The organism is Sphingomonas sp. GW821-FHT10F09, assembly GCF_058809195.1.
Genome location: NZ_JBXASI010000001.1, coordinates 222,043 through 246,494, shown reverse-complemented (window position 1 = coordinate 246,494; position 24,452 = coordinate 222,043). Strand labels below are relative to the sequence as shown.

Annotated in this window: 22 protein-coding genes; 10 read left to right on the top strand and 12 right to left on the bottom strand. The window is 68.2% G+C overall.

The window, feature by feature from the left end:
• Positions 1-91: 91 nt before the first annotated feature.
• Positions 92-2,095, bottom strand: coding sequence for a protein-disulfide reductase DsbD family protein (locus AC1RTO_RS01080; RefSeq protein WP_493160301.1), 2,004 nt, complete (start codon positions 2,093-2,095; stop codon positions 92-94).
• An 85-nt stretch (positions 2,096-2,180) separates the two neighbouring features.
• On the opposite strand from AC1RTO_RS01080, the gene AC1RTO_RS01075 reads away from it, so the two are divergent.
• The 3 genes from AC1RTO_RS01075 to AC1RTO_RS01065 all read left to right on the top strand — a co-directional run bounded on the left by AC1RTO_RS01075 (position 2,181) and on the right by AC1RTO_RS01065 (position 5,883).
• Positions 2,181-3,842, top strand: coding sequence for an alkaline phosphatase family protein (locus AC1RTO_RS01075; RefSeq protein ID WP_493159126.1), 1,662 nt, complete (start codon positions 2,181-2,183; stop codon positions 3,840-3,842).
• A gap of 331 nt (positions 3,843-4,173) precedes the next feature.
• Entirely contained in the window at positions 4,174-5,469 is a 1,296-nt protein-coding gene (locus tag AC1RTO_RS01070; protein WP_493159125.1) for a sialidase family protein, read from the top strand.
• Between the two features lie 120 nt (positions 5,470-5,589).
• The gene (locus AC1RTO_RS01065; protein WP_493159124.1) at positions 5,590-5,883 is read left to right on the top strand and encodes a hypothetical protein; all 294 of its coding nucleotides are present in this window, start codon (positions 5,590-5,592) and stop codon (positions 5,881-5,883) included.
• Between the two features lie 139 nt (positions 5,884-6,022).
• Here the strand turns inward: AC1RTO_RS01065 and AC1RTO_RS01060 are convergent, their stop codons facing one another.
• On the bottom strand, positions 6,023-6,949 hold the full coding sequence (locus tag AC1RTO_RS01060; RefSeq protein ID WP_493159123.1) for a right-handed parallel beta-helix repeat-containing protein: 927 nt from the start codon (positions 6,947-6,949) through the stop codon (positions 6,023-6,025).
• A gap of 198 nt (positions 6,950-7,147) precedes the next feature.
• On the opposite strand from AC1RTO_RS01060, the gene AC1RTO_RS01055 reads away from it, so the two are divergent.
• A complete protein-coding gene (locus tag AC1RTO_RS01055; protein ID WP_493159122.1) occupies positions 7,148-8,356 on the top strand; it encodes a cation:proton antiporter in 1,209 nt (402 codons plus the stop codon).
• Positions 8,357-8,449: 93 nt separating this feature from the next.
• On the opposite strand, the gene metH is transcribed toward AC1RTO_RS01055, so the two are convergent.
• The 4 genes from metH to AC1RTO_RS01035 all read right to left on the bottom strand — a co-directional run bounded on the left by metH (position 8,450) and on the right by AC1RTO_RS01035 (position 14,266).
• Positions 8,450-11,128 (bottom strand): methionine synthase, encoded by a 2,679-nt coding sequence (gene metH, locus AC1RTO_RS01050; RefSeq protein WP_493159121.1) that lies wholly within the window; start codon positions 11,126-11,128, stop codon positions 8,450-8,452.
• Between the two features lie 126 nt (positions 11,129-11,254).
• On the bottom strand, positions 11,255-12,301 hold the full coding sequence (locus AC1RTO_RS01045) for a homocysteine S-methyltransferase family protein (protein WP_493159120.1): 1,047 nt from the start codon (positions 12,299-12,301) through the stop codon (positions 11,255-11,257).
• Between the two features lie 46 nt (positions 12,302-12,347).
• The gene (gene metF, locus AC1RTO_RS01040) at positions 12,348-13,289 is read right to left on the bottom strand and encodes a methylenetetrahydrofolate reductase [NAD(P)H] (RefSeq protein WP_493159119.1); all 942 of its coding nucleotides are present in this window, start codon (positions 13,287-13,289) and stop codon (positions 12,348-12,350) included.
• Positions 13,286-14,266 (bottom strand): ArsR/SmtB family transcription factor, encoded by a 981-nt coding sequence (locus tag AC1RTO_RS01035; protein WP_493159118.1) that lies wholly within the window; start codon positions 14,264-14,266, stop codon positions 13,286-13,288. Before AC1RTO_RS01035 ends, metF begins: the two co-directional genes overlap by 4 nt.
• 99 nt (positions 14,267-14,365) lie before the next feature.
• Between AC1RTO_RS01035 and AC1RTO_RS01030 the strand changes: the two genes are divergently transcribed.
• Genes AC1RTO_RS01030 through AC1RTO_RS01020 form a run of 3 tightly spaced genes read left to right on the top strand, consistent with a single transcriptional unit; the run spans position 14,366 to position 15,885 of the window.
• A complete protein-coding gene (locus tag AC1RTO_RS01030; RefSeq protein ID WP_493159117.1) occupies positions 14,366-14,716 on the top strand; it encodes a hypothetical protein in 351 nt (116 codons plus the stop codon).
• Positions 14,717-14,743: 27 nt separating this feature from the next.
• Complete coding sequence (locus AC1RTO_RS01025) at positions 14,744-14,938, top strand: hypothetical protein (protein ID WP_493159116.1); 195 nt, start codon at positions 14,744-14,746, stop codon at positions 14,936-14,938.
• On the top strand, positions 14,935-15,885 hold the full coding sequence (locus tag AC1RTO_RS01020; RefSeq protein ID WP_493159115.1) for an aldo/keto reductase: 951 nt from the start codon (positions 14,935-14,937) through the stop codon (positions 15,883-15,885). Before AC1RTO_RS01025 ends, AC1RTO_RS01020 begins: the two co-directional genes overlap by 4 nt.
• Before the next feature lie 360 nt (positions 15,886-16,245).
• Here AC1RTO_RS01020 and AC1RTO_RS01015 read toward each other — a convergent pair whose 3' ends face one another.
• The 4 genes from AC1RTO_RS01015 to AC1RTO_RS01000 all read right to left on the bottom strand — a co-directional run bounded on the left by AC1RTO_RS01015 (position 16,246) and on the right by AC1RTO_RS01000 (position 20,234).
• A complete protein-coding gene (locus AC1RTO_RS01015) occupies positions 16,246-17,838 on the bottom strand; it encodes an isocitrate lyase (RefSeq protein ID WP_493159114.1) in 1,593 nt (530 codons plus the stop codon).
• 140 nt (positions 17,839-17,978) lie between these two features.
• Positions 17,979-19,367 (bottom strand): helix-turn-helix domain-containing protein, encoded by a 1,389-nt coding sequence (locus tag AC1RTO_RS01010; RefSeq protein ID WP_493159113.1) that lies wholly within the window; start codon positions 19,365-19,367, stop codon positions 17,979-17,981.
• A gap of 238 nt (positions 19,368-19,605) precedes the next feature.
• Positions 19,606-19,986 carry a type II toxin-antitoxin system death-on-curing family toxin gene (locus tag AC1RTO_RS01005; RefSeq protein WP_493159112.1) on the bottom strand — a complete coding sequence of 127 codons (381 nt, stop codon included), beginning with the start codon at positions 19,984-19,986 and terminating at the stop codon, positions 19,606-19,608.
• Positions 19,983-20,234 carry an AbrB/MazE/SpoVT family DNA-binding domain-containing protein gene (locus AC1RTO_RS01000; RefSeq protein WP_293876488.1) on the bottom strand — a complete coding sequence of 84 codons (252 nt, stop codon included), beginning with the start codon at positions 20,232-20,234 and terminating at the stop codon, positions 19,983-19,985. Before AC1RTO_RS01000 ends, AC1RTO_RS01005 begins: the two co-directional genes overlap by 4 nt.
• Positions 20,235-20,323: 89 nt before the next feature.
• On the opposite strand from AC1RTO_RS01000, the gene AC1RTO_RS00995 reads away from it, so the two are divergent.
• Together AC1RTO_RS00995 and AC1RTO_RS00990 are read left to right on the top strand one after the other, a co-directional pair.
• Positions 20,324-21,280, top strand: a complete 957-nt coding sequence (locus AC1RTO_RS00995; protein ID WP_493159111.1) for a cation diffusion facilitator family transporter — start codon at positions 20,324-20,326, stop codon at positions 21,278-21,280.
• A gap of 54 nt (positions 21,281-21,334) precedes the next feature.
• Entirely contained in the window at positions 21,335-21,994 is a 660-nt protein-coding gene (locus AC1RTO_RS00990; RefSeq protein WP_493159110.1) for a hypothetical protein, read from the top strand.
• 27 nt (positions 21,995-22,021) lie between these two features.
• On the opposite strand, the gene AC1RTO_RS00985 is transcribed toward AC1RTO_RS00990, so the two are convergent.
• Positions 22,022-22,636 (bottom strand): DUF4893 domain-containing protein, encoded by a 615-nt coding sequence (locus tag AC1RTO_RS00985; RefSeq protein ID WP_493159109.1) that lies wholly within the window; start codon positions 22,634-22,636, stop codon positions 22,022-22,024.
• Positions 22,633-23,418, bottom strand: a complete 786-nt coding sequence (locus AC1RTO_RS00980) for a 3-hydroxybutyrate dehydrogenase (RefSeq protein ID WP_493159108.1) — start codon at positions 23,416-23,418, stop codon at positions 22,633-22,635. Before AC1RTO_RS00980 ends, AC1RTO_RS00985 begins: the two co-directional genes overlap by 4 nt.
• A gap of 104 nt (positions 23,419-23,522) precedes the next feature.
• On the opposite strand from AC1RTO_RS00980, the gene ypfJ reads away from it, so the two are divergent.
• Complete coding sequence (gene ypfJ, locus AC1RTO_RS00975; protein WP_493159107.1) at positions 23,523-24,443, top strand: KPN_02809 family neutral zinc metallopeptidase; 921 nt, start codon at positions 23,523-23,525, stop codon at positions 24,441-24,443.
• Positions 24,444-24,452: the final 9 nt, after the last annotated feature.

The following is a 24,452-nucleotide window of genomic DNA, read 5'->3' as shown; positions in this document are numbered from 1 at the left end:
TCCATGCTGCGGGCAATCGCTGCGCTGCACAAGAGCAGTTTTATGACTGGATCGGGCGCGAACCGGACATTTCGTCCCGGGAAGGGCGGTTTCAGTGCAAGGCAGCCAGCATCCCCGGCGTCAGCACCTGCGGCAGAACGCGCGGCTCCGCGGCGCCCGGCGCGTAATAGAGGTACAGCGGCACGCCGGCACGGTTGTGCGCCTGGATGAACCGGCCAAGCGCGGGATCGCCGTCGGTCCAGTCGCCGACCAGCACCGCCACCCGGTTTTTGGCGAACGCCGCCCGCGTGCCGGCGGTGTCGATCGACGAGGCTTCGTTGACCTTGCATGACAGGCACCAGTCCGCGGTGAAATAGGCGAAGACCGGTCGCCCTTCCCGGCGGAGCGCCGCCAGCCGCGCTTCGCTGAATGCGTCGCCGCCGACCTTGGCGGGGCGCGCCGCATTGCCGGTCAGAGCTGCGGCCAACCCCGCTGGTGCGATCAGGGCGGCAAGCGCCAGCGCCCAGCCGAACCCCTGTCCGCGCCTCTGCCGCGCCCCGCCGAAGCCGAGCAGCAGCACCATCGCCACCATCGTCGCGATGCCTGCGACCAGCCCGGCACTGCCCGCCTGCCGCCACGCCAGCCACAGCAGCGCCAGCACCGTCAGCGCCATCGGGATCGCCAGCACGCGACGGAACCGCTCCATCCACAGGCCCGGCTTCGGCAGCCGCCGCCGCAGCGCCGGCACGAAGCCGATCGCGAGGAAGGGCAATGCCAGCCCCAGCCCCAGCCCGGCAAACACCGCGAGCGCCGCCGGCCACGGCAGCACCAACGCCGCGCCCAGCGCCGCGCCCATGAACGGCCCCGAACAGGGCGTCGCGACGAACGCCGCCAGCGCGCCGGTCGCCACCGACCCCACCGCACCGCCATGCGAGGCGAATTGCGGCACCGGCACCTCGAACCGTCCGGCGAGGTTGAGCGTGATCGCAAGGGTCAGCGCGATCAGCAGCACGACGATCCGCGGGTCCTGCAGCTGGAACGCCCAGCCGACCGCCGACCCGCCGGCGCGCAGCCCGAGGATCAGCCCGCCGAGCGCGACGCACATCAGCACCGCGCCCAGCAAATAGCCCAGGGCATCGATCCGCGCCGCGCGCTCGTCCTCGCCGCCGCGGGCCAGATGCAGCGCCTTCAGGCTGAGGATCGGGAAGACGCAGGGCATGACGTTGAGGATCAGCCCACCGAGCACCGCACCGGCGAACGCCAGCAGGGCCGCGGACCAGCCGCTGCGATCGGTCGGCATCGCCACCGTCCCGGCGACGGCATGGACGCTCAGCCCCAGGTCGGGACCGATCCGCAACACGCCCTCGATCCGCCCCTTCGGCGTCCCGTCGGTCGCAATCAGCAGCCGGTCGCCATCGCGCGTCACCGTCTGCGGCGCGGCATATTTGACCATGTCGGGGCCGTAGGGAAAGAAAGCCGCGTCCCGCACCGTCGCCGCCGCGGGCAACGGCACCGCCAGCAGCAGCTTGCCGTCGCGCAGTTGATAGGTCCCGGCCGCATCGAGCGGTTTGGGAATGGCGGCGCGCCAGCGGTCGAACCGGTCGCCATTGGTCGGCGTGCCGTCGCCGACGGTCAGGTCGAGGGCAAGGTCCTGCGCCTCCGGCACGCAGATCGCGTTAGTGCAGACCAGATAGTTGATCGATAGCCGCACCGGCAGCCGCGTTCCCGGCGCCAGCCCCTGCGGCACGTGCAGCGTCGCCAGCGGCGCATAGGGCGCCTCGTAGACATAGTTCATCAGGCCGGCGATCAGCAGCGTCGTCGGCACCGGCCATTGCAGCTCGGCATCGGCGGTCATGCCCTTCGGCAGCGTCCAGTTCAGCGACGGCGCGAAGCCCGCATCGCCGGGATTGCGCCAATAGCCGTGCCAGCTCTTTTCCGGCCGGGTGTCCAGCGCGAGGGTCAGCGTCTGCCCGGCGCGCGGTGCCGCACTGTCCGGCACCAGCGTCATGCCGAGGTGCGGCGGCCCGTTCGCGGGCGCGAGATCGGCATGCGCCGCCCCCGTCCCGGTCGCAACCAGCGCGAGCATCGTCATCAGCGCGCAACACAGCGCGCGCATCGCCGCGGTCATCCGATTTGCCATTCTTGCCCCATGCATCGCGCACCGCCATAGCGGTCGCGGCCCACTAACACGAGTGTCCCCGATGAAAGCGCTGATCGCCGCCGCCCTGTTCGCCACCGCCGCGCCGATCGCGGCACAACAGGCGCCCGCGCCCGCGCCCGCACCGGGCCCCGTCACGCCCGCGCCGACACCCGCTCCGGTCGCGCCGCCGCGGCTGATCGTCGCGATCTCGGTCGATCAATTCTCCGCCGACCTGTTCCAGCAATATCGCAATCACTTCACCGACGGCTTCGCGCGGCTGCTGACCGGCGTCGTCTTCCCGTCGGGCTATCAGAGCCATGCCGCGACCGAAACCTGCCCCGGCCATTCGACGATCCTCACCGGCATGCGCCCGGCACACACCGGGATCGTCGCCAACAACTGGCTCGACCAGCGTGTCGGCCGCCCGGACAAGATCGTCTATTGCTCGGAGGACGAGAACGTCACCGGCTCCACCCACGACAGCTACACGGTCAGCGACAAGCATCTGAAGGTCCCGACCCTCGGCGAGATGATGAAGACGGCGCGCCCCGCCACCCGCGTCGTCTCGGTCGCGGGCAAGGATCGCGCCGCGGTGATGATGGGCGGCCACAAGGTCGACGAACTGTGGTGGTGGGACGGCAAGACCTATGTCAGCTATGCCGGCCGCGCCGTGCCGCGGGCGGTGCAGCGCGGCCGGGACGCGGTCGCCGCGCTGGTCGCGCAGCCGCAGGCGGCACTGCCCCTCCCCGCCTTCTGCCGGTCACTGGATCGCCCGATCACCGTCGCGGGCAAGGTGTTCGGACAGGGCCGGTTCGAACGCGCGGCGGGCGACCTCAAGGGCTTCCGCGCCTCTCCCGCCAGCGACGCCGCGGTGTTCGCGATCGCCGCGGGCCTGATCCAGGACATGAAGCTCGGCCAGGGCAAAACCACGGACATCATCGCGATCGGCGCGTCGGCGACCGATTATATCGGCCATTCGCTCGGCACGCAGGGCACCGAGATGTGCATTCAGATGCAGCAGCTCGACCAGACCCTCGGCAGCTTCTTCGCGGCGCTCGACGGCTGGGGCCTCGATTACGAGGTCGTGCTGACCGCCGATCACGGCGCGCACGACATGACCGAACGCCAGCAGCAACATGCGATGCCGATGGAGGAGCATGTCTCCGCGGACGCATCGATCAAGGCGGTCGATGCCGCGGTCACCGCCGCGTTGGGGCTGAAGGGGCCGGTGCTGCTCGGCGCGGAGGGCGACGTCTATATCGCCGACAGCCTGCCCGCCGCGACCCGCGCGAAAGTGTCGGCCGAGGCGCAACGCCGCTTCGCCGCGCTGCCGCAGGTCGCCGCCGCCTTCCCGCGCGCGCAGATCGCCGCGCAGGCGATGCCGACCAGCCCGCCCGAAACCTGGACCCTGCTGGAACGCGCCCGCGCCTCGTTCGACGCGGATCGGTCGGGCGACATCCTCGTGCTGCTCAAGCCGCGGGTGACGACGATCGAAAAGCCCTCGACCGGCTACATCGAGACCCACGGCAGCCCATGGGACTACGACCGCCGCGTGCCGATCCTGTTCTGGCGCCGCGGCATGGCCGGGTTCGAACAGCCGCTGTCGGTGGAAACCGTGGACATCGCCCCGACGCTGGCGGCGACGATCGGCCTGCCGGTGAAGGGGCTCGACGGGCGTTGCCTCGACCTCGATCCGGGGGCCGGCGATACGTGCCTGAAGTAATGGTTCACGCGAAGCCGCGACGCCGCGAAGGGAAGAAAGAGGGGTTCGCGCGGAGGCGCGGAGACGCGGAGGTGTCGCGCCCGACGCGGAGCGTCCCGCTCCTCGATGTGCCGCGAAGACGACGCTGGCCGCTGATGCGGCCGCGATGCCAAATATCCCTCCGCGTCTCCGCGTCTCCGCGTGAACACTCTTTCTACCGCCGCCTCTCCGCAGCCGTCGCCTTCACCCTCGCCACCTCGATGCGGGCGGCTACGACCGGCCTGCCGGTGAAGGGGCTCGACGGGCGTTGCCTCGACCTCGATCCGGGGGCCGGCGATACGTGCCTGAAGTGATGGGTCACGCGAAGGCGCGACGCCGCGAAGAGAAGGAAGAGGGGTTCGCGCGGAGGCGCGGAGACGCGGAGGTGTCGCGATCGACGCGGAGCGTCCCGCTCACCAACCCGCCGCGGGAACGAGGCCGACCGCTGACGCGGCCGGGGTGCCAAACGACCCTCCGTGTTCTCTGCGCCTCTGCGCGCCAATCCACGGCTTCCCCTCGCGGCTTCGCGGCTTCGCGTGAACACTCCTTCTACCGGCACCTGCCCACAGCCATCGCCCTCACCCTCGCCACCCCGGCGATCGCGCAACACCGCCCCACGTCGATCGTCGCGTCGGAGTTCATCGACCCCGCCCCGCCCTATCCGCAGGCGCATGCCTCGACGCTGGTCGAGCTGCCCGACCGCAGCCTCGCCGCAGCATGGTTCGGCGGCAGCGGCGAGAGCCGGCCCGACGTCACCATCCGGTTCGCCAGACGCACCGCACGGGGCTGGGACGCGCCCGTTGTCGTCGCCGATGGCCGCGACGGCGACCGGCGCTATCCGACGTGGAATCCGGTGCTGTTCCAGCCCAAGGGCCAGCCGCTGCACCTGTTCTACAAGGTCGGCCCGTCGCCGCGCGACTGGTGGGGAATGGTCGTCACCTCGACCGATGGCGGCCGCCACTGGAGCGCGCCGCGCCGCCTGCCCGACGGCGTGCTCGGTCCGATCAAGAACAAGCCGGTCGTCACCGCGGCCGGCAGCTGGCTGTCGCCCTCCAGCCGCGAGCAGGGCACGCCGGCGCGCAACCGCTGGTTCCTGCGCATGGAACGGTCGACGGATCGCGGCCGCAGCTGGCAGGTCGGGCCGGAGATCGCCTCGCCGACGGGAATCGAGGCGATCCAGCCCAGCGTCCTGACCCATCGCGACGGCCGCCTCGAACTGGTCGCCCGCACCCGGCAGGGCGCGCTGGCGATGAGCTGGTCGCGCGACGACGGCCGCAGCTGGTCGCCGCTCGCCGCGATCGACCTGCCCAACCCCAATGCCGGCACCGATGCGGTGACGCTGGCGGACGGCCGCCAGCTCATCGTCTACAACCACAGCGCGCACCGGCCGGAGACACCCGGCGATGGCCCGCGCTGGCCGCTCAACGTCGGCCTGTCGGACGATGGCATCCACTGGCGTAACGTGCTGACGCTGGAAAGCGCGCCGGTGCCCGACGGCTATGCCTATCCCGCGGTGATCCAGACCGGCGACGGGCTGGTCCACGTCACCTACACGCACAACCGCACGCGCATCCGCCATGTCGTGATCGATCCCCGGCGGCTGCGATAGCAGCGTTCACAGGACCGGCCCGGCCAGTTATCCTGCGGGTAGTCAGTGACATCACCGCCAGCCCTTGCAACCTAACGACAACTGCGGCTTTGTTGTACTGCATTCGACGGGAGATCGGTCATGAAACTGGCGTTGCTCATCCTTGCTCTTGCGGTTCCTTCACTCGCCGCGGCGCAATCCCCCGAAATCCGGTTCAGCGCCGCGACGCCGATGGGCGTGAACCCGCCGATGCCGTTCTTGAACTTGCCCGGGCAGTATGACGACACGCCGACCCTGCGCGATCAGAAGCTGCGGTGGGCGATCACGCTGCGCGCGGAAGCCGCCGAGCTGCTGCGGCAGGACGGCGGCACGCTGACGTCCGAGCACAAGGCCTATATCCGCCGCCGGGTACAGCGTATCCTCCACGGCACGTGATCGGCGCGCTGCTCGCTGACGGTGTCATGCCGTCGAAGCGCGGAACGAGGCGATCCAGCGCGTCGCGCTGAGCGCTGGATTGCCTTGTTTCGCCCGCAGTGATGGCGAAAGCGGAAAGGCGCGTATCGGCATCCGTCGATCAGCGCACCTCGAACATCCGGATGCCCGGCCCGAGGCGGTTGGCGCCCACCGCCAGTCGTTGGTGGCTAAGATCGGCGACGAAGGCGGGATTGCCGGGCGCGCCGGGGGCCATCCGCGCGTCATTGTCCTCGATCCTGAGGCCGGCGGAGGGGAAGGTCCGGTTCTCCGCCGCGACCACGATCAGGCCGCTGCTGTTCTCCTTGCCCCGCCCCTGCACGAAGGTGTTGCGCGCGATCAGCCCGCGTGCGCCGTCGGGCAGGTCGATCATGTAATTGGTCTTGCGCCCCGCGGTGTCGTCGAAGCTGTTGTCGGTGATCGTGACGTTCGGCACGCGCAGCTTGACGTAATGGCCGCCGGTGCCGCGCTCGAAGCGCGAGCGGGTGATCGTCACGCTGCCCTTGTTGCCGAGGTAGATCGCGTGGCTGCAATTCACCGCCTCGTCGCACTGGCCCAGCCCCGAAAAGGTCGAGCGGTCGACCGTGATCCGCTGCCCGGTCGGCTCGCCGCCGAGGATGCCTTCCTGGCTATCGAGGAACATGGCATTGGTGACGGTCAGGTCGCCCATCTCGGCACGGATGCCGGCGCCGTTGCCGTCCGACACGCTATAGCCGCGGAACACCAGCCCATCGACCGCCGATCCCTGTCCGCGCAGCACCAGCGCCGCCTTGTCCTCGCAGGTTTCCTTCTCGAAGATCGCGGTGCCGGGCTGTACCGCCCGGAACGTGATGCGCCCGCCCTGCTGGACCGCGCACTGGCGATAGACGCCGGGCGCGATCAGGATCGTCGCGGTCCCCATCCGCACCGACGACACCGCCTCCTGCAGATCGTCGAATCCCTGCCCGGTTTCGGCGATGGTGAAGGGCTTGCCGCCCTGCGCGAAGGCGGGCGCGGCGATCAGGGCGAGGGCGAGGAGGATGCGGGTCATGCCGCGATCGTGCGCCGGTGAGGGACGACGGCACCAGTGGCTTTCGCGGTTAACGCCGGCGCGGCGCGGCCCGATCGGTTACCGTGACGGGCCGCTGTCCCACAATGACGCGCGATTGCGTGTCCCTGCCGTCATCGACTAGACGACGGCGTAACGAGATGGCGGCCGGGGGGTCGGCCACGGGGAGCAGGGCCGACGATGCACGCGATGTCACCGACGGAGGTCTTCCTCCTCGCGATCCTCATCATCTTCACGCTGCCCTGGCTGGTGTGGCGGCTGGGGCGCACCGATTACTGGGCGCCGCTGGTCGTGGTGCAGATCATCGGCGGCATCCTGCTGGGGCCGGGCGTGCTGGGCGCGCTCTTCCCCGATTATTACGCCTTCGTCTTCGCCGCGCCGACATTGGGTGCGCTCAACGGCATCGCCTGGTGGTCGGTGATGCTGTTCGTCTGGGTCGCCGGCCTCGAACTCGACGTCGGGGAGGCGTGGAAGCGGCGCCGGGAAACCGGGATCACCGCCGGCCTCGCGCTCGGCATGCCGTTGCTCGCGGGCAGCCTCGCCGCCCTCGTCATGCTGCGCTTTCCCGGGTGGCGCGGCGCGGACGGGGCCGACTGGCAGGTGATGCTGGGCATCGGCATGGCCTGCGCGGTCACCGCGCTTCCCATCCTCGTGCTGTTGATGGAGAAGCTCGATATTCTGCGCGCGCCGCTCGGGCAGCGCGTGCTGCGCTATGCCAGCCTCGACGATATCGCGATCTGGGGCGTGCTCGCGCTGATCCTGCTCGACTGGGAGCGGGTCGGGCGGCAGGCGGGCTTCCTGATCGGCTTCGCGTTCGCGACCTGGGCGATCCGGCGGCTGTTGCGCGCCCTCTCCGAAAACGACCGCTGGTATGTCGGGCTGATCTGGCTGGCGGCGTGCGGGTTCGCCGCGGACTGGGCCGGGCTGCACTTCATGGTCGGGGCGTTCCTCGCGGGCGCGGTGCTCGACGCGCGCTGGTTCGGCGCGGAGCGGATGGACCGGTTCCGTGGCACCATCCTGCTCGCGGTGATGCCGGTCTATTTCCTGTCGACCGGCCTCAAGACGCAATGGGGCGTCGGCGGCGCCGCGGTCTTCGCCGCCGCCGCGCTGCTGCTGCTCGCCTCGGTCGGCGGCAAGCTCGCCGGCGTGCATCTGGCGGGCCGCATCCTGAAATGGCCGAAGGGCGACGCCAGGGCGATCGGCTGGCTGCTCCAGACCAAGGCGCTCATCATGATCATCTTCGCCAACATCCTGCTCGACAAGCACATCATCACCAACGAGACGTTCACCGCGCTGCTGCTGATGGCGGTGGCGAGCACGATGCTGACCATCCCGATCGTCGCGCCGATGCTGAAACGCGACCCGGCGTTGCGGAAGCGGGGGTTCTAGGCACCGCCCCCGTCATTGCGAGCGTAGCGCGGCAATCCAGAGCCGGATCAGGACGCCCTGGATTGCTTCGCTACGCTCGCAATGACTGCGCAGTTAATCCAGGTTCGGCCGCAGCCAGCGCTCCGCCTGCTTGACGTCCACGCCGCGCCGCGTGGCATAGTCCGCCACCTGATCCTGGCCGATCCGCGCGACGCCGAAATATTCCGCCTGCGCATGGCCGAAGTAGAATCCCGACACCGCCGCAGTCGGCAGCATCGCGAAGCTCTCGGTCAGTTCCAGCCCGGTGTTCGCCTCGGCATCGAGCATGTCGAACAGCGTCCGCTTGAGCGAATGTTCCGGACACGCCGGATAGCCCGGCGCCGGCCGGATGCCGCGATACTGTTCGCGCACCAGCGCCTCGTTGGTCAGTTGCTCGCCCGGCGCATAGCCCCACAGGTCGGTGCGGACATGCGCGTGCAGCCGCTCGGCGAACGCCTCGGCCAGACGATCCGCCAGCGCCTTCAGCAGGATGTCGTTGTAATCGTCGTTGTCCGCCTTGAACCGCGCGATATGCGCGTCGATGCCGTGGATGCCGACCGCGAAACCGCCCATCCAGTCGCCGGCGGTATCGATGAAGTCGGCGAGGCACATGTTCGCCCGGCCCTCGCGCTTGGCGATCTGCTGGCGCAGGAACGGCAGCCTTACGGTGGCCTCTTGCGTGCGGTCGAGGTTGGGGATGTGGAACCCTTCGGGAATGCTCGCGCCATCCGGGCTGCGATGCGACTCGCGATGCTCGGTATAGACCCAGACGTCGTCGTCGTGGCGGTGGCACGCCCACAGGCCGGCGACGCCGCGCGCGGTCAGCCACTTTTCCGCGATGATCCGGTCGAGCATCGCCTGCGCGTCCTCGTACAATCCGGTCGCGCTCTCGCCGACGACCGCGTCGGTCAGGATCGCGGGAAAGTTGCCCGCGAGTTCCCAGGCGCGGAAGAACGGCGTCCAGTCGATATAATCGCGCAGGTCGGCCAGATCCCAGTCGTCGAAGCGATGCACCCCCGGCTGCGCCGCCGGCGGCGCCTTCAGCGTCATGTCGACGGCAAGCCCGCGCGCTCGCGCCTCGGCGAGCGGCAACAGGTCGTTCTGCCCCTTGTTGGCGCGCGCGATCCGCACCTTCTCATATTCGTCCGCGATCCCGATGACATAGGCGTCGCGCTGCGTGTCGCTGACCAGCGTCGTGGCGACACCGACGGCGCGGCTGGCGTCGAGCACATGGACGATCGGCCCGTCATAGGCGGGCGAGATGCGCAGCGCGGTATGCACCTTCGACGTCGTCGCGCCGCCGATCAGCAGCGGCATCGTCATCCCGGCGCGCTTCATCTCCTCGGCGACGGTCACCATCTCGTCCAGCGAGGGGGTGATGAGCCCCGACAGCCCGATCATGTCGGCATCGTTCTCGTTCGCCGCGGCGATGATCTTCGACCAGGGCACCATCACGCCGAGATCGACGACGTCGAAGCCGTTGCACTGGAGCACGACGCCGACGATGTTCTTGCCGATATCGTGGACGTCGCCCTTGACGGTCGCCATCACGATCTTGCCCTTGCCCTTCGCGCCCGGCTCCTTCGCCGCCTCGATGAAGGGCAGCAGATGCGCCACCGCCTTCTTCATCACGCGTGCGCTCTTCACCACCTGCGGCAGGAACATCTTGCCCGATCCGAACAGGTCGCCGACGACGTTCATCCCGTCCATCAGCGGGCCCTCGATCACCTCGATCGGCCGCGCGAACTGCTGGCGGCATTCCTCGGTATCGTCGACGACATGCGCGTCGATGCCCTTCACCAGCGCATATTCGAGCCGCTTGGTGACCGGCAGGCTGCGCCATTCCGCCGCCTGCTTCTCCGCGACCGCATCGGTGCCGCGATACTTTTCCGCCAGCGCGACCAGCCGGTCGCCCGCCTCGGGATCGCGGTTGAGGATGACGTCCTCGCACGCGGTGCGCAGTTCGGGATCGATCGTGTCGTAGACGTCGAGCTGCCCGGCATTGACGATCCCCATGTCCATCCCCGCAGGGATGGCGTGGTAGAGGAAGATCGAGTGCATCGCCCGGCGCACCGGCTCGTTGCCGCGGAAGCTGAACGACAGGTTGGACAGGCCGCCCGAGATATGGACGTGCGGACAGCGCGCCTTGATCGCCTTGCACGCCTCGATGAAGTCGACGCCGTAATTGTTGTGCTCCTCGATCCCCGTCGCGACCGCGAAGACGTTGGGATCGAAGATGATGTCCTCGGGCGGGAAACCGATGCCCATCAGCAGGTCGTAGGCGCGGCTGCAGATCTCGACCTTGCGCTCCTGCGTGTCCGCCTGCCCGACCTCGTCGAACGCCATGACGACCACCGCCGCGCCATAGGCCATGCACTTGCGCGCATGGTAGAGGAACGCCTCCTCGCCCTCCTTCATGCTGATCGAATTGACGATCGGCTTGCCGGATACGCATTTCAGCCCCGCCTCGATCACGCTCCATTTCGAGCTGTCGATCATGATCGGCACCCGCGCGATATCGGGTTCCGCCGCGATCAGCTTGAGGAAGGTGGTCATGGCGAATTCGGCGTCGAGCAGCCCTTCGTCCATGTTGACGTCGACCACCTGCGCGCCATTCTCCACCTGCTGGCGCGCGACCTCGACGGCGCGGGTATAGTCCCCGGCCATGATCATCTTTTTGAACGCCGCGGAGCCGGTGACGTTGGTGCGTTCGCCGATGTTGACGAACTGGGTAGCGGAGGCAGTGGTGGTCATTTCGGTCTTTCTAGCCCCTTCCCTTCAGGGGAGGGGTCGGGGTGGGGCCTGTCCCATCAGGCGATCGTTTCGGCGGAGGCGGTGTCCCCCACCCCAACCCCTCCCCTGAGCGGGAGGAGCTTCAGGTCACGCCGCCATCGTGAACGGCTCCAGCCCCGCCAGCCGCGTCCGCACCGGCGGCACCGGTATCCGGCGGGGACCGACGCCCCGCGCCATGTCGGCGATCGCCTTGATATGCGCCGGCGTCGATCCGCAGCAGCCGCCGAGCACGTTGACCTGCCCCGCCTGCGCCCATTCGCCGACGAGGCCGGCGGTGGTCGCCGGTTCCTCGTCATAGGCGCCCAGCTCGTTGGGCAGGCCGGCGTTGGGATAGACCATGATGAGTGTGTCGCAGATCTCGCTCAGCGTCTTGACGTGCGGCCGCAGCTGCTCCGCGCCGAACGAGCAATTGAGCCCGATCGTCACCGGCCTGGCATGCCGCACCGCATGCCAGAACGCCTCGACCGTATGGCCCGACAGGTTGCGCCCCGATAGATCGGTCAGCGTCATCGACAGCATCAGCGGCAGGTCGCGGCCGAGATCCTCCGCGGCATCCAGCGTCGCCATGATCCCGGCCTTGGCGTTGAGCGTATCGAACACCGTTTCGATCAGGATGAAGTCCGCGCCGCCCTCGACCAGGGCATCGATCTGTTCGCGATAGACGCCCTTCAGATAGTCGAAGTCGATCTCGCGATAGCCGGGATCGTTGACGTCGGGCGACAGCGACAGCGTCTTGTTGGTCGGGCCGATCGCGCCGGCGACGAAGCGCGGCCGTCCGTCACGCGCGGCGAATTCGTCCGCGATCCGCCGTGCCATCGCCGCGCTCTCGACGTTGATCTCGCGCACCAGATGCTCGGCGCCGTAATCGGCCTGGCTGATCCGGTTCGCGGAAAAGGTGTTCGTCTCCGCGATATCCGCACCCGCCTCGAAATAGGCGCGATGGATCGAGGCCGGCACCTCCGGCTTGGTCAGCGCGAGGATGTCGTTGTTGCCCTTCTGGTCGTGGGTCAGGCCCAGCGATCCGGCGTAATCGGCTTCCGACAGCTTCCAGTTCTGGATCTCGGTGCCGAACGCGCCGTCGGTGATGAGGATGCGCTTGGCGGCTTCGCCCAGGAATGTGTCGCGGATGGTCATGTCTTGTCCTTGAAAGCCCCCTTCGTCAGGAGAGGGCTTGATTGCCTTACGCCGCCGCCGCGGCGTTCACCGGCTTCGACCGCACGCCGAGCAGATGGCAGATTGCGAACGCCAGCTCCGCCCGGTTCAGCGTATAGAAGTGGAGCGACTTCACCCCGCCCGCATATAATTTGCGGGACAGTTCCGCCGCCAGCGTCGCCGCGATCAGCTGCCGCGCCGCCGGATGATCCTCCAGCCCGTCGAACAGACGCGCCATCCATGCCGGCACCTCGGTGCCGCACATCGCGCTCATCCGCACGACGCTGGCGAAGTTGGTGACGGGCATGATCCCCGGCACGATATCCGCGGTGATCCCCGCCGCCGCCACCTTGTCGCGGTAGCGGAAGAAGGTTTCGGGTTCGTGGAAGAATTGCGTGATCGCGCGGGTCGCGCCCGCATCCAGCTTGGCCTTCAGATTGTCGATGTCGGCCGCCATGTCGGGCGAATCCGGATGGCATTCGGGATAGGCCGCCACCGAAATCTCGAACGGATGCAGCCGCTTCAGCCCGGCGACCAGCGCCGCGGCATTCTCGTAGCCGCCGGGATGGCTGGCGAACTTCGCGCCGCTCGCGGGCGGATCGCCGCGCAGCGCGACGATATGGCGCACGCCCGCCGCCCAATATTCCTCCGCGACCTGGTCGATCTCCGCCTTCGTCGCCTCGACGCAGGTCAGGTGCGCCGCCGCGGCAAGGCTCGTCTCGCGCTGGATGCGCGCCACCGTCGCATGCGTCCGCTCGCGCGTCGATCCGCCCGCGCCATAGGTCACCGACACGAAGCTGGGCGCCAGGGGCTCCAGCGTCCGCACCGCGTCCCAGAGCTGTTCCTCCATCTTCTCGTTCTTGGGCGGGAAGAATTCGAACGACACGTCGAGATCGCCCGCGACATCCGCATAGAGCGGCGCCTTGAGCGCGATCTGCGCCTCCTCGAGCTGGTTCACCGAGATCGTCATGCCGCCCCAACCCTTTTCTCAAAGCTCTTCACTGGCACCTCACGCAAATGCGCGCCGGACTTGCGTCCGAGCCACAATGTCACCGTCAGTTCGCCGCCCTCGAGCGTATCCGTCCGCGCGAGCGTCAGCCCGGCGTTGCCGAACCAGCCCGCGATCTGGTCGTCCGCGAAGCCCAGCCGGGTATGCGCGTCGCGCGTGCGCAGGTCCTCGCGATCGTGCGGCGCGAAGTCCGCGATCAGCAGGCGCCCGCCCGGCCCCAGCACCCGCGCCGCCTCGGCGATCGCCGCGCCGGGCTGCTGCGCGAAGTGCAGCACGTGATGCAGGATCGCGACGTCCGCCGCGCCGTCCGCCATCGGCAGGGCATAGAGATCCGCCTGCCGCAATTCGGTATTGGGCCGGTCGTGCAGCTTGGCGCGCGCCAGCCGCAGCATCTCCGACGACCGGTCGATGCCCAGCGCCGTCTCTGCCTGCCCGCCGAACACCTCGAGCATCCGCCCGGTGCCGGTGCCGATATCGATCAGGTTGCCGATCGGGCTATCGCCTAGCACGCCCGCCATCGCCGCCTCGACCTCGCTCTCGGCGATATGCAGCGAACGGATCGCGTCCCATTCGTCGGCATGGCCTTCGAACCATTGCGCCGCGCTCGCCGCCCGATCGGCGCGCACCGCGGCGAGGCGCGCGGCATCAGCCACCGCCCAGTGATCGGGCTCGCTCTTCTGCCACTGGTCGATCGCGGCGGCGACCGGCTGCGTCGCCGCCTGCCGGCCGAGCGCGACGAACACCCAGCTGCCCTCCTTGCGGCGCTCCGCCAGGCCGGCGTCGCACAGGATTTTCACATGCCGGCTGACGCGCGGCTGGCTCTGCCCGAGCACCTGCGCCAGCTCGCCCACCGACAGCTCCATCGAGCGCAGCAGCGAAAAGATGCGCAGCCGCGTCGCATCGGCTAAGGCACGAAAGATATCGAGGGCGAGGGTCATGTCGCATCAACATATAAAGATATCTTTATATGAGGTCAACGCGGACCCGAACCGGCCATGCTGCGTTTGCAGCCGGTCAGTGACACCTGGGAGATTATCATGAAGCGCCTGCTGATCCTCGCTGCCCCGCTCGCCATCGGCCTCGCCGCGTGCAGCCAGAACACGCAGAACGAAACCGCCGAAGCCGGCAATGCGATCGCCGCGGATGCCGAGGCGACGACGCGCAACGCCGTCAGCGATGTCGACGCCGCGACCGACCGCGCCTTCGGTTCGGCCGAGCGCAACCTCGACAATGCCGGCGAGCGGATCGATGCGGCGGCGGACCGCACCGGCGAGCGCCTCGACGCGAGCGCGGACCGTGCCGGCGCGGCGATCAGCAACGGTGCCGATCGGGCCGCCGATGCGACCGGCAATGCGCTGGAGCGCGCCGGCCGCACGCTGAAGGACTAAGCCGTTCGTTCGGGGGAGTATGGTCGCATGTCGCGTTTCGTCCTGTCGGCCACGCTCCCCCTGCTGCTGCTCGCCGCCTGTTCGCGCGGCGGTGACGGCGACGATCCCGGCGCGGTCACCGCGGACGAAGCCGCGCAGCTGAACGATGCCGCCGCGATGCTCGACGCGAACAGCATCGACCTCGACGCCGCCACCTCCAACGACACGGATACCGCGCCATGACCGCCAAGCGCCGCCTCGGCTCCACCGACCTGCAGATCGCGCCGCTGGTGCTCGGCGGCAACGTATTCGGCTGGACCGCCGATCGTGCCGCGAGCTTTGCCGTGCTCGACGCCTTCGTCGCGGGCGGCGGGACGATGATCGATACCGCGGACGTCTATTCCGCCTGGGTCGACGGTCATCGGGGCGGCGAATCGGAAACGATGATCGGCGAATGGCTGAAGGCGAGCGGCAAGCGCGATTCGGTGCTGATCGCGACCAAAGTCGGCATGTTGCCCGGCGAGGGCGGCGACAAGCTCGCTCCCGCCCGCATCGCCGCCGCGGCGGAGGCGTCGCTACGGCGGCTCGGCACCGATCGCATCGATCTCCATTATGCGCATCAGGACGATGACGACGTGCCGCAGGAGGCGGTGCTGGAAGCGTTCGGCAAGCTGATCGACGCCGGCAAGGTCCGCGTCCTCGGCGCCTCCAATTTCCATGCCGCCCGGCTGAAATCCGCGGTCGATGCTGCCAAGGCGAGCGACCTGCCCCGCTATCACGCGCTCCAGCCCGAATATAATCTGGTCAGCCGCCACAAGTTCGAGGGCGAATTGCAGGATTATTGCGTCACCGAGAATATCGGGGTGCTGCCCTATTACGGCCTCGCCTCCGGCTTCCTGACCGGCAAGTATCGCAGCCAGGACGACCTCGGCCAGAGCGTGCGCGGCGGCCGGATGGGCGATCTGCTCGACGGCAAGGGCGCCGCGGTGCTGGCAGCGATGGACGGCGTGGCGGAGGACACCGGAGCGACACTGGCGCAGATCGCCTTGGCCTGGTTGATCGCGCAGGAGGGCGTCACCGCCCCGATCGCCAGCGCGACGCGGGTCGACCAGCTGGAAGACCTGCTGCCCGCGATGGAGCTGGAACTCACCAAGGACCAGCTCGACCGGCTGGACGCCGCCGGGGCGTAGGGTCTCGCTTCCCCGGCAAAGGCCGGTGAGTATTTCGAAAAGTCGAAGACCGAGGAAGGCGCATACGTTCCTGTTCCCCGGCGAAGGCCGGGGCCCAGTTGCGCGATCCCCGGTTGGTGACACGCAACGCCCGTCACCAACCTCGCTACACTGGACCGCGGCCTCTGCCGGGGATCGGGATTACCGATCTATCGGACGCTTGCGCCGCAAGACGGCCTGGGACCGATCGACATTCAGCCCTGACGGCCTGCAAACGGCGGTTTCGCGTGCTTCCGGTGCTTACGTACCGATAGTACGCTGCGCTCCGGGTCACGCAAAACCACCGTTTTCGGCACGTCATCTTCCGAATGTCGATCGGCCCTAGGCCGCGAACTGGTTCATCGTGTTGTGCGCGCCGCCCGCCTTCAGCGCGGCCTCGCCGGCGAAATACTCCTTGTGGTCGTCGCCGATGTCCGAGCCCGACATGTTCTGGTGCTTCACGCAGGCGATCCCTTCGCGGATCTCCTTGCGCTGCACGCCCTTGACGTAGCCGAGCATCCCCGCCTCGCCGAAATACTCCTTGGCGAGATTGTCGGTCGACAGCGCCGCGGTGTGATAGGTCGGCAGCGTGATGAGGTGGTGAAAGATGCCCGCCCGCGCCGCCGCATCCTTCTGGAAGGTGCGGATGCGCTCGTCCGCCTCGTCGCCCAGCGCGGTGCCGTCGTAATCGACCGACATCAGCCGTGCGCGGTCATAGGCCGACACGTCCTTGCCCGCCTCGACCCAGGCATCGAACACCTGCTGGCGGAAGTTGAGCGTCCAGTTGAAGCTGGGGCTGTTGTTATAGACCAGCTTGGCGTTCGGGATCACCTCGCGGATGCGATCGACCATCGATGCGATCTGCTCGATGTGCGGCTTTTCCGTCTCGATCCACAACAGGTCGGCGCCGTTCTGCAGCGATGCGATGCAATCCATCACGCAGCGGTCGGCCCCGGTCCCCTCGCGGAACTGGAACAGGTTCGACGGCAGCCGCTTGGGCTTCATCAGCCTGCCGTCGCGGTTGATGATGACGTCGCCGTTGATCGTCGACAGGTCGGTCACCTCCTCGCAATCGAGGTAGCTGTTATACTGGTCGCCGAGGTCGCCCGGCGTCTTGCTGACCGCGATCTGCTTGGTGAGGCCCGCGCCTAGCGAGTCGGTGCGCGTCACGATGATGCCGTCCTCGACGCCCAGTTCGAGGAAGGCGTAGCGGCAGGCGCGCACCTTCGCGAGGAAGTCCTCGTGCGGCACGGTGACCTTGCCGTCCTGATGGCCGCACTGCTTTTCGTCGCTGACCTGGTTCTCGATCTGCAGCGCGCAGGCGCCGGCCTCGATCATCTTCTTCGCGAGCAGATAGGTCGCCTCGGCATTGCCGAAGCCCGCGTCGATATCGGCGATGATCGGCACGACATGCGTCTGGTGGCTGTCGATCGCATGCTGGATGCGCTGCGCCTCGACCGCATTGCCCGCCTCGCGTGCATGGTCGAGATCACGGAACAGCAGCCCCAGCTCGCGCGCGTCCGCCTGACGCAGGAAGGTGTAGAGTTCCTCGATCAGCGCCGGAACGCTCGTCTTCTCGTGCATCGACTGGTCGGGCAGCGGCCCGAAATCGCTGCGCAGTGCCGCGACCATCCAGCCCGACAGGTACAGATAGCGCCGGTCGGTCGTGCCGAAATGCTTCTTGATGGAGATCATCTTCTGCTGACCGATGAACCCGTGCCAGCAGCCGAGCGACTGGGTGTAGGCGGCCGGATCGGCGTCATAGGCCGCCATGTCGCGGCGCATGATCGCGGCGGTAAAACGCGCGATGTCGAGCCCGGTCTGGAAGCGGTTCTGCAATCGCATCCGCGCAACCGACTCCGCATCGATACCGCTCCACGTCGCCTGGCCGCCGATCACTTGGCTGGCGGCGCCGATCTGCTGTTGGTAGGTCATGTCACGTCCCTCACTCTGTACCGAATGAGACGGTCTGTACTGATGTTGACACGCCTGACAGCCCTTTACCGGGAAGCAACCGCGTTATCATGTCACACTTCGTCGGTGTGGCGTGTATAAATGTGTTATTATTTACAGGATCAGTCTCCAGCGAAGGTGAAGCCCGATACGCCGCGATCCCGCTCGTTGATGAGCAATGCGCGCCCTGCCGGCGGTGCCGAGCGCTGCGGGCAGTCGGTGCGATGGCAGGCACGGCAACCGAGTCCGATCGGCGTCGCGTCGCCCTTCAGGTCGACGCCCCGCGCCACCGCCAGCGCGCCGCCCAGTTCCGCTGCGACGCCGATCCCGACCGCGAACTCAGCAAGCACCCCGCCATAGCGGCGGCGCTGCGGCGTCACCGTCCGCGCGATCGTCAGCCAGCGCGCCGCATCCTCCAGCTCGACCAGCTGCACCGCCAGCGACCCCGGCCGGTCGAAGGCATGGTGCAGCCGCCACAGCGGACAGCGCCCCTCCGCCTCCGCCAGAGGCGACGCGCTCGCGCCCGAAAAGCGCTTCGAACATTGCCCGGCCCGGTCGATCCGGATCAGGAAGAACGGCAACCCCCGCGCGCCGACCCGATGCAGCGTCGTCAGCCGATGCGCGACCTGTTCGAACCCCGCGCCGAACCGGCGCTGCAACAGCTCGAGGTCGTAGCCGGTCGTCTCGCACGCGCGCAGGAAACGGGCGTAGGGCATCATGACCGCGGCGGCGAAGTAACTGGCGAGATGCCGGCGGAACAACCGCTCCGCCGACCGGTCCGCAAAGGCGGCGCCCTTGGCGAGCGCATCGATCTCCGCTCGCGCCTCGATCTGCGCCAGCTGATACGCCGCCGCGAACGTCCGCGATGCCGAATCGAGCACCTCGCTCAGCTGCACTTGCCGCGCATGCAGATCGAGCCGCCGCAGCAGGTCGGGCATGACGTCGACCGGCAGGATGCGGATCGTCAGCTGGTGCTTGACCCGCAGCCGTTCGGCGATCGCGCCGTACAGGTCGCCCGCTCCCAGCCGCAGCTCGTCGGCCAGTGCCTCCGCCGCACCGTCGAGGTCGGCGAAATGCCCGCGCCACCGCTCGATCTCGCGCCGCACCGCGGCCACCGGATCGACGCCATCCGATTCGCCGCTGCCGCCACCCGCGCCGAGCCGGTCATAGGCGCGCGCGAACGCCTCCGCGCCCCCGGGGGCACCGGCGAGCCATTCGCCCACCTCGTTACGGTCGATTTCCAGGTCGGCGAAGATCGGGTCCGCCAGCCGCCGCCGCATCGCCGCTTCGCCACCGCCCGGCTCGCCCGCGGTCAGCGCACGCGGATCGAAGTCGTAGGATTCGGCCAGCTTGACCAGCAACGCCGCCGACAGCGGCCGCTGGTTGCGCTCGACGAGGTTGAGATAGCTGGACGAAATCGCCAGCACCTCCGCCATCGCCGCCTGGGTCAGTCCCGCCTGACGCCGCAACCGGCGCACGGCGTGGCCGGCAAACAATTTACGCTCCGCCATCGTCGCTCCTCGTGAAGATTGAGGTTCAGGTATGGAAGGCGGTTTGTCAATTCTTCACAGCATGACTGATGCGCCTGTCTGCGGGGTGTACACGATGACCACGGCCGGGGGTCACCCCCCACTGCCCCCCGCCCGACTCTCTAGCTAACGGACTTTTCAAGAGTTTCCTGGGGAGGAAAGGTGACCGCCGGCGCTTCGTGCGCCGGCGGTCATTCCGTTTTCGGGCCAATGCCCTGCATCACGCGATGTGCGTGCGGAACCAGTCCGCCAGCGCCGGCACGTCGAGTTCGCCAGCCGCCAATGCCAGGATTGCGACGACCACCTCCGCATTCGACGCGGTCAGTTCATGGCCGTTAATCAGCAGGAAGGTTTCGCTGACCACCAGGGCAGTGCGCTTGTTGCCATCGACGAACGGATGGTTGCTGGCGATCCCGAAGGCATAACTCGCCGCCAGATCGGCGATGTCCGGGTCTTCGTACGCGATCAGGTTGAGCGGCCGCGCCAACGCGCTTTCCAGCATCGAACGGTCGCGAATTCCCGCGGCCCCGCCGTGTTCGAGCAACTGCTCGTCATACGCGGCGAGGGCGACCTCGATATCGACCCACACCCAGTCGCTCATTTGGCGAGTTCGCGCAGCGCGTCCCGCCGCCGCCGCATGACCTCGCGCGCCGCCGCCATCTGTTCGGCGAAGCCCGCGTCATGCTTGCGGACAAACAGGCCGTCCGGCTTGCTGACCACGTCGAGCACGTCACCCTGCTCGACACCGAGCTTTGCCAGCATCTCCTTTGGCAGGATCACGCCTTGCGAATTCCCGATCTTGATGATGCGCAGATGCTGCGCGGCGGTGATATCGACCGGCTTGTTCATACGCCCGTTATAACATCCTCGCCGGACCCGCACCAGCCGTTCGCGCGTATCGCCCCCGGCGTCGTCACGATCGCTGACAAGGACCCTGCATGAGCCACGGACTGACAGCCCGCATCCGCGAAAATATCGTTCTGTATGGCGCGCTTGCCGCCAACCTCGGGATCGGTATCGCCAAGTTCGTCGCGGCCGGGATCACGGGGTCGTCGTCAATGCTGACCGAGGGCGTGCACAGTTGCGTCGACAGCGGCAACCAGATCCTGCTCCTCTACGGCCAGCACCGCGCCAGACGGCGGCCGGACGTCGCCCACCCCTTCGGCTATGGCCGCGAGCTGTATTTCTGGGCGTTCGTCGTCGCGATCCTGATCTTCGCGGTCGGCGCGGGCGTCTCGGTCTACGAGGGCTATCGCCACATCATCGCCCCCGAAGAGCTGTCCGACCCCCTGGTCAATTACATCGTCCTCGTCATCGCCTTCGCGCTCGAGGGATCGTCGTGGTTCATCGCCATGCGCGAATTCCGCAAGGCGAAGGGCGACACCGGCTGGTGGCGCGCGATCCGCCAGAGCAAGGACCCGGCCGGCTTCATCGTGCTGTTCGAGGATTCGGCGGCGCTCGCCGGCCTCGTCATCGCTGGCATCGGCATCTGGGCAAGCCATGCCCTTGCCGATCCGCGGATCGACGGCGTCGCCTCGATCCTGATCGGACTGATCCTAGGCCTCGTCGCGGTGCTGCTGGCGCGGGAGGCAAAGGGACTGCTGATTGGCGAACGCGCCAATCCTCAGGTGGTCGAGACCGTGCGCGGTATCATCGCCGCGCATCCGGCGGTGACCCACGTCAACCATGTCCGCACGATCCACACGGCACCCGATGCAATCTTCGTCGCGGTCAGCGCCGATTTCGTCGACACCATCACGCTCGGCGAAGGCGAGACGCTGATCGAACAGCTGGAGGATGCGCTGCGCGCGGCGGTGCCGGCGCTGAGTTCGATCTACATCCGCCCAGAAAAGCAGGAGAATGCGGCGACGCTGACCAGCGGCCCAAGTGCCTGAACCGTCGCACAACATGGTTCCATAAACCGGCGCGCGCCGATACCATCCGTCGCCATGCACCGCCTGTTCCTGCGACCGCTGCTCGCCGCCCTCCTGCTGGTCGGATCGCTCACGGCCGCCGCACCGGCCTGGGCGGCGGTGACGATCACCTTCTGGAGCCATGAGCTCGGCAACAGCTTCCCGCACGCCTTCTTCACATTACGCGGCACGCCCGATGCCGGCGGCGCCCCGGTCGACGTCAATTACGGCTTCACCGCCAAGGCGATCACGCCCAGGCTGTTGATGGGCACCGTCGGCGGGCGGCTCGACGTCTCCAAACCCTTCTACATCGCAAGCAGCGATGCGCAGTTCGCGGTCGTGCTCAGCGACGCGCAATATGCACAGGTGATGGCGCTGATCGCCGCCTGGGACGAAAAGACCGGCGACGGCCGCTACAACCTCAACAGCCGCAACTGCGTCCATTTCGTCAAGGAAGCCGCGCGGATCATCGGCCTGTTGGGGCTCGACCAGCCGAAACTGATGAAGAAGCCGCGCTCCTATCTGAAGGCGGTGGCGGCGGCCAATCCCGGACTGGTCACACCGGTCAACATGCGCGGCAAGGCCTATCTCGCCTCGCTGCCGCCGCTCGCCGCCACGCCGGTGATGGTCGTGTCCCCGGCGACGATGCCGGTGGCGTCGACCCGGACGGCAGCGGATCTCGTACCGGCGCAGTGAGGCGCAGACGGGGGTGCGCGCGGGCGATCAGGCCCGCACGATCTCCATCACATCCAGCGTCGACTGAAAGCCCGGATAGGGCAGCACCAGCCGCCAGCGTGCCGGGGCGACCCGCTCGACCAGCCCCGCCATGTCGCGCCGCGCATCGCGGCCGTAGCGCATCGGCCGGTCCTCGTCGCCGAGCGCCAGCGTGCCGAGGAAGACGGTGCGCGAATCGGTGCTGTCGAACAGGTTGCCGCTGGTCCGCTGATCCCCGTCGGTGACGAACTGGCGGACGATGCCGCTCTCCGCCACCCGGCACCCGGTCCACGCGCCGCGCAGCAGCGGGCGGGCATGCGGACCGATGCCGCCCAGCCGGTGCATCCGGCAGCGATAGGCCCCCGGCCGCAGCGCCGCGCCCTGGACGATCCGATCGGGGTCGAACAGGGCCGGGTCGGCGGCAAGCCCCGCCGCCCCCTCCGGCGTCGCGCGGACGCGGGCGAGTGCCTGTACCCAGGCATCGCGCCAGTTGCGCAGCCGCTCGCGATCCTGCCGCGTCGCGACCTTGCGCCAGTCGACGTTGCCCTCGTCCTGCGCGCGAACCGCGGCAGTCGCCAGCATCGCGCCGGCGAGCGCCACCGCGGCGATCCGGGTCGCCCTCACGCCGCGGTCCAGCCGCCGTCGACCGACAGGTTCGCGCCGGTGATCGCCTTCGCCTCGTCGCGGCACAGGAACAGCGCCAGCGCCGCCACCTGCTCGGGCGTGACGAATTCCTTGGTCGGCTGCGCAGCGAGCAGCACGTCGTTCATCACCTGCTCGCGCGTCATCCCGCGCGCGGCCATCGTATCGGGGATCTGCGCCTCGACCAGGGGCGTCCAGACATAGCCAGGCGAGATGCAATTGACGGTGACACCATGCTGCGCCGTCTCCAGCGCCAGCGTCTTGGTGAGCCCGGCGATGCCGTGCTTGGCCATGACATAGGCGGATTTGTTGGGGCTCGCGATCAGGCTGTGCGCGGACGCGGTGGTGATGATCCGCCCCCAGCCTGCCGCCTTCATATGCGGGATCGACGCCTTGGCGACATACCATGCCGACAGCAGGTTGATGCGGATGATCGCCTCCATCCGGTCGTCGGGGAAGCTCTCGATCGGGGCGACATGCTGGATGCCGGCATTGTTGACCGCGATATCGACACGGCCGGTTTCGCGCACGGCGCGATCGACCAGCGCCGCGATCTGGTCGGGCTGCGTCATGTCGGCGGCATCGTACAGCGCGGCCGCGCCGCTGGTCGCCGCCAGTTCGGCACGCAGCGCCTCGATCGTGTCGGCGTCGCCGAAGCCGTTGATGACCACCGCCGCGCCCTCCGCCGCGAACGCCCGCGCATAGGCGAGGCCGATGCCCGAGGTGGAGCCGGTCACGATCGCGGTCTTGCCCTTGAGGAACATGCGTCTCTTCTCCTGATGACGCCTTCGTCCTGCGTCGTCGTGCACAACGTTGCAACCGGGGGGTCGGTTCGGGCATTCGTAACGCAAGCTAAACGGAGCCTGCCATGCGCCTCGACGATTTCGACCCCAACGACATCAACGTCGGCGACCAGCGCGGATCCGGCGGGGGGTTCGGTGGCGGCGGCGGTGGTGGCGGGCTATTGTTCGGCCTGTTGCCGCTAATCGGCAGCCGCTTCGGCTGCGGCGGGATCATCGTCGTGCTGTTGCTGCTCGCGGTGTTCGGCGGGCTCGGCAATCTCGGTAGCCTCGTCGGCGGCGGCAGTGGCAGCGGCGTCAGCAGCCGCCCGGCGGCATCGGCCGACGGGCCGCAGGCGGTCACCGCCGCCTGCACCGCCAATCCGCAGAGCAAGGCGGCCTGCAACGCCTTCCAGTCCGCGCAGCGCACTTGGACCGCGATCTTCCAGCAGTCGGGCCAGCAGTTCCAGAAGCCCAGCCTGCAATTCTACGGCGGCAACGGCCAGTCGGGCTGCGGCGCGGCGCAGGCGGCAATGGGACCCTTCTACTGCCCGACCGATCAAGGCATCTATCTCGACACCAGCTTTTTCGACGAACTCGCCAACCGCTTCGGCGCCAAGGGCGATTTCGCGCAGAATTACGTGATCGCGCACGAGTTCGGCCATCACATCCAAAACTTGCTCGGCACCTCCGAACAGGTCCAGCGCATCCAGCGCAGCAGCAGCGAGACGGAAGGCAACGCCGCCTCGGTCCGGCTGGAATTGCAGGCGGATTGCTATGCCGGCGTATGGGCGGCGCAGAACCGCAGCCGGATGGAGCCGGGCGATCTGGAAGAGGGGCTGACCGCCGCGCAGGCAATCGGCGACGACACGCTGCAGAAGCAGAGCCAGGGCCGCGTCGTCCCCGACAGCTTCACCCACGGCACTTCGGCCCAGCGTCAGGCATGGCTGCAACGCGGCCTGCGGACCGGCGACCCGGCGCAATGCGACACCTTCTCCGGCGCGATCTGACGAACCTCA

What these genes read in the sequence shown, in the direction of transcription:
- AC1RTO_RS01080 (WP_493160301.1), bottom strand. Translation starts at nt 2,095, where the DNA reads ATGCGCGCGCTGTGTTGCGCGCTGATGACGATGCTCGCGCTGGTTGCG.
- AC1RTO_RS01075 (WP_493159126.1), top strand. Translation starts at nt 2,181, where the DNA reads ATGAAAGCGCTGATCGCCGCCGCCCTGTTCGCCACCGCCGCGCCGATC.
- AC1RTO_RS01070 (WP_493159125.1), top strand. Translation starts at nt 4,174, where the DNA reads ATGGGTCACGCGAAGGCGCGACGCCGCGAAGAGAAGGAAGAGGGGTTC.
- AC1RTO_RS01065 (WP_493159124.1), top strand. Translation starts at nt 5,590, where the DNA reads ATGAAACTGGCGTTGCTCATCCTTGCTCTTGCGGTTCCTTCACTCGCC.
- AC1RTO_RS01060 (WP_493159123.1), bottom strand. Translation starts at nt 6,949, where the DNA reads ATGACCCGCATCCTCCTCGCCCTCGCCCTGATCGCCGCGCCCGCCTTC.
- AC1RTO_RS01055 (WP_493159122.1), top strand. Translation starts at nt 7,148, where the DNA reads ATGCACGCGATGTCACCGACGGAGGTCTTCCTCCTCGCGATCCTCATC.
- metH (WP_493159121.1), bottom strand. Translation starts at nt 11,128, where the DNA reads ATGACCACCACTGCCTCCGCTACCCAGTTCGTCAACATCGGCGAACGC.
- AC1RTO_RS01045 (WP_493159120.1), bottom strand. Translation starts at nt 12,301, where the DNA reads ATGACCATCCGCGACACATTCCTGGGCGAAGCCGCCAAGCGCATCCTC.
- metF (WP_493159119.1), bottom strand. Translation starts at nt 13,289, where the DNA reads ATGACGATCTCGGTGAACCAGCTCGAGGAGGCGCAGATCGCGCTCAAG.
- AC1RTO_RS01035 (WP_493159118.1), bottom strand. Translation starts at nt 14,266, where the DNA reads ATGACCCTCGCCCTCGATATCTTTCGTGCCTTAGCCGATGCGACGCGG.
- AC1RTO_RS01030 (WP_493159117.1), top strand. Translation starts at nt 14,366, where the DNA reads ATGAAGCGCCTGCTGATCCTCGCTGCCCCGCTCGCCATCGGCCTCGCC.
- AC1RTO_RS01025 (WP_493159116.1), top strand. Translation starts at nt 14,744, where the DNA reads ATGTCGCGTTTCGTCCTGTCGGCCACGCTCCCCCTGCTGCTGCTCGCC.
- AC1RTO_RS01020 (WP_493159115.1), top strand. Translation starts at nt 14,935, where the DNA reads ATGACCGCCAAGCGCCGCCTCGGCTCCACCGACCTGCAGATCGCGCCG.
- AC1RTO_RS01015 (WP_493159114.1), bottom strand. Translation starts at nt 17,838, where the DNA reads ATGACCTACCAACAGCAGATCGGCGCCGCCAGCCAAGTGATCGGCGGC.
- AC1RTO_RS01010 (WP_493159113.1), bottom strand. Translation starts at nt 19,367, where the DNA reads ATGGCGGAGCGTAAATTGTTTGCCGGCCACGCCGTGCGCCGGTTGCGG.
- AC1RTO_RS01005 (WP_493159112.1), bottom strand. Translation starts at nt 19,986, where the DNA reads ATGAGCGACTGGGTGTGGGTCGATATCGAGGTCGCCCTCGCCGCGTAT.
- AC1RTO_RS01000 (WP_293876488.1), bottom strand. Translation starts at nt 20,234, where the DNA reads ATGAACAAGCCGGTCGATATCACCGCCGCGCAGCATCTGCGCATCATC.
- AC1RTO_RS00995 (WP_493159111.1), top strand. Translation starts at nt 20,324, where the DNA reads ATGAGCCACGGACTGACAGCCCGCATCCGCGAAAATATCGTTCTGTAT.
- AC1RTO_RS00990 (WP_493159110.1), top strand. Translation starts at nt 21,335, where the DNA reads ATGCACCGCCTGTTCCTGCGACCGCTGCTCGCCGCCCTCCTGCTGGTC.
- AC1RTO_RS00980 (WP_493159108.1), bottom strand. Translation starts at nt 23,418, where the DNA reads ATGTTCCTCAAGGGCAAGACCGCGATCGTGACCGGCTCCACCTCGGGC.
- ypfJ (WP_493159107.1), top strand. Translation starts at nt 23,523, where the DNA reads ATGCGCCTCGACGATTTCGACCCCAACGACATCAACGTCGGCGACCAG.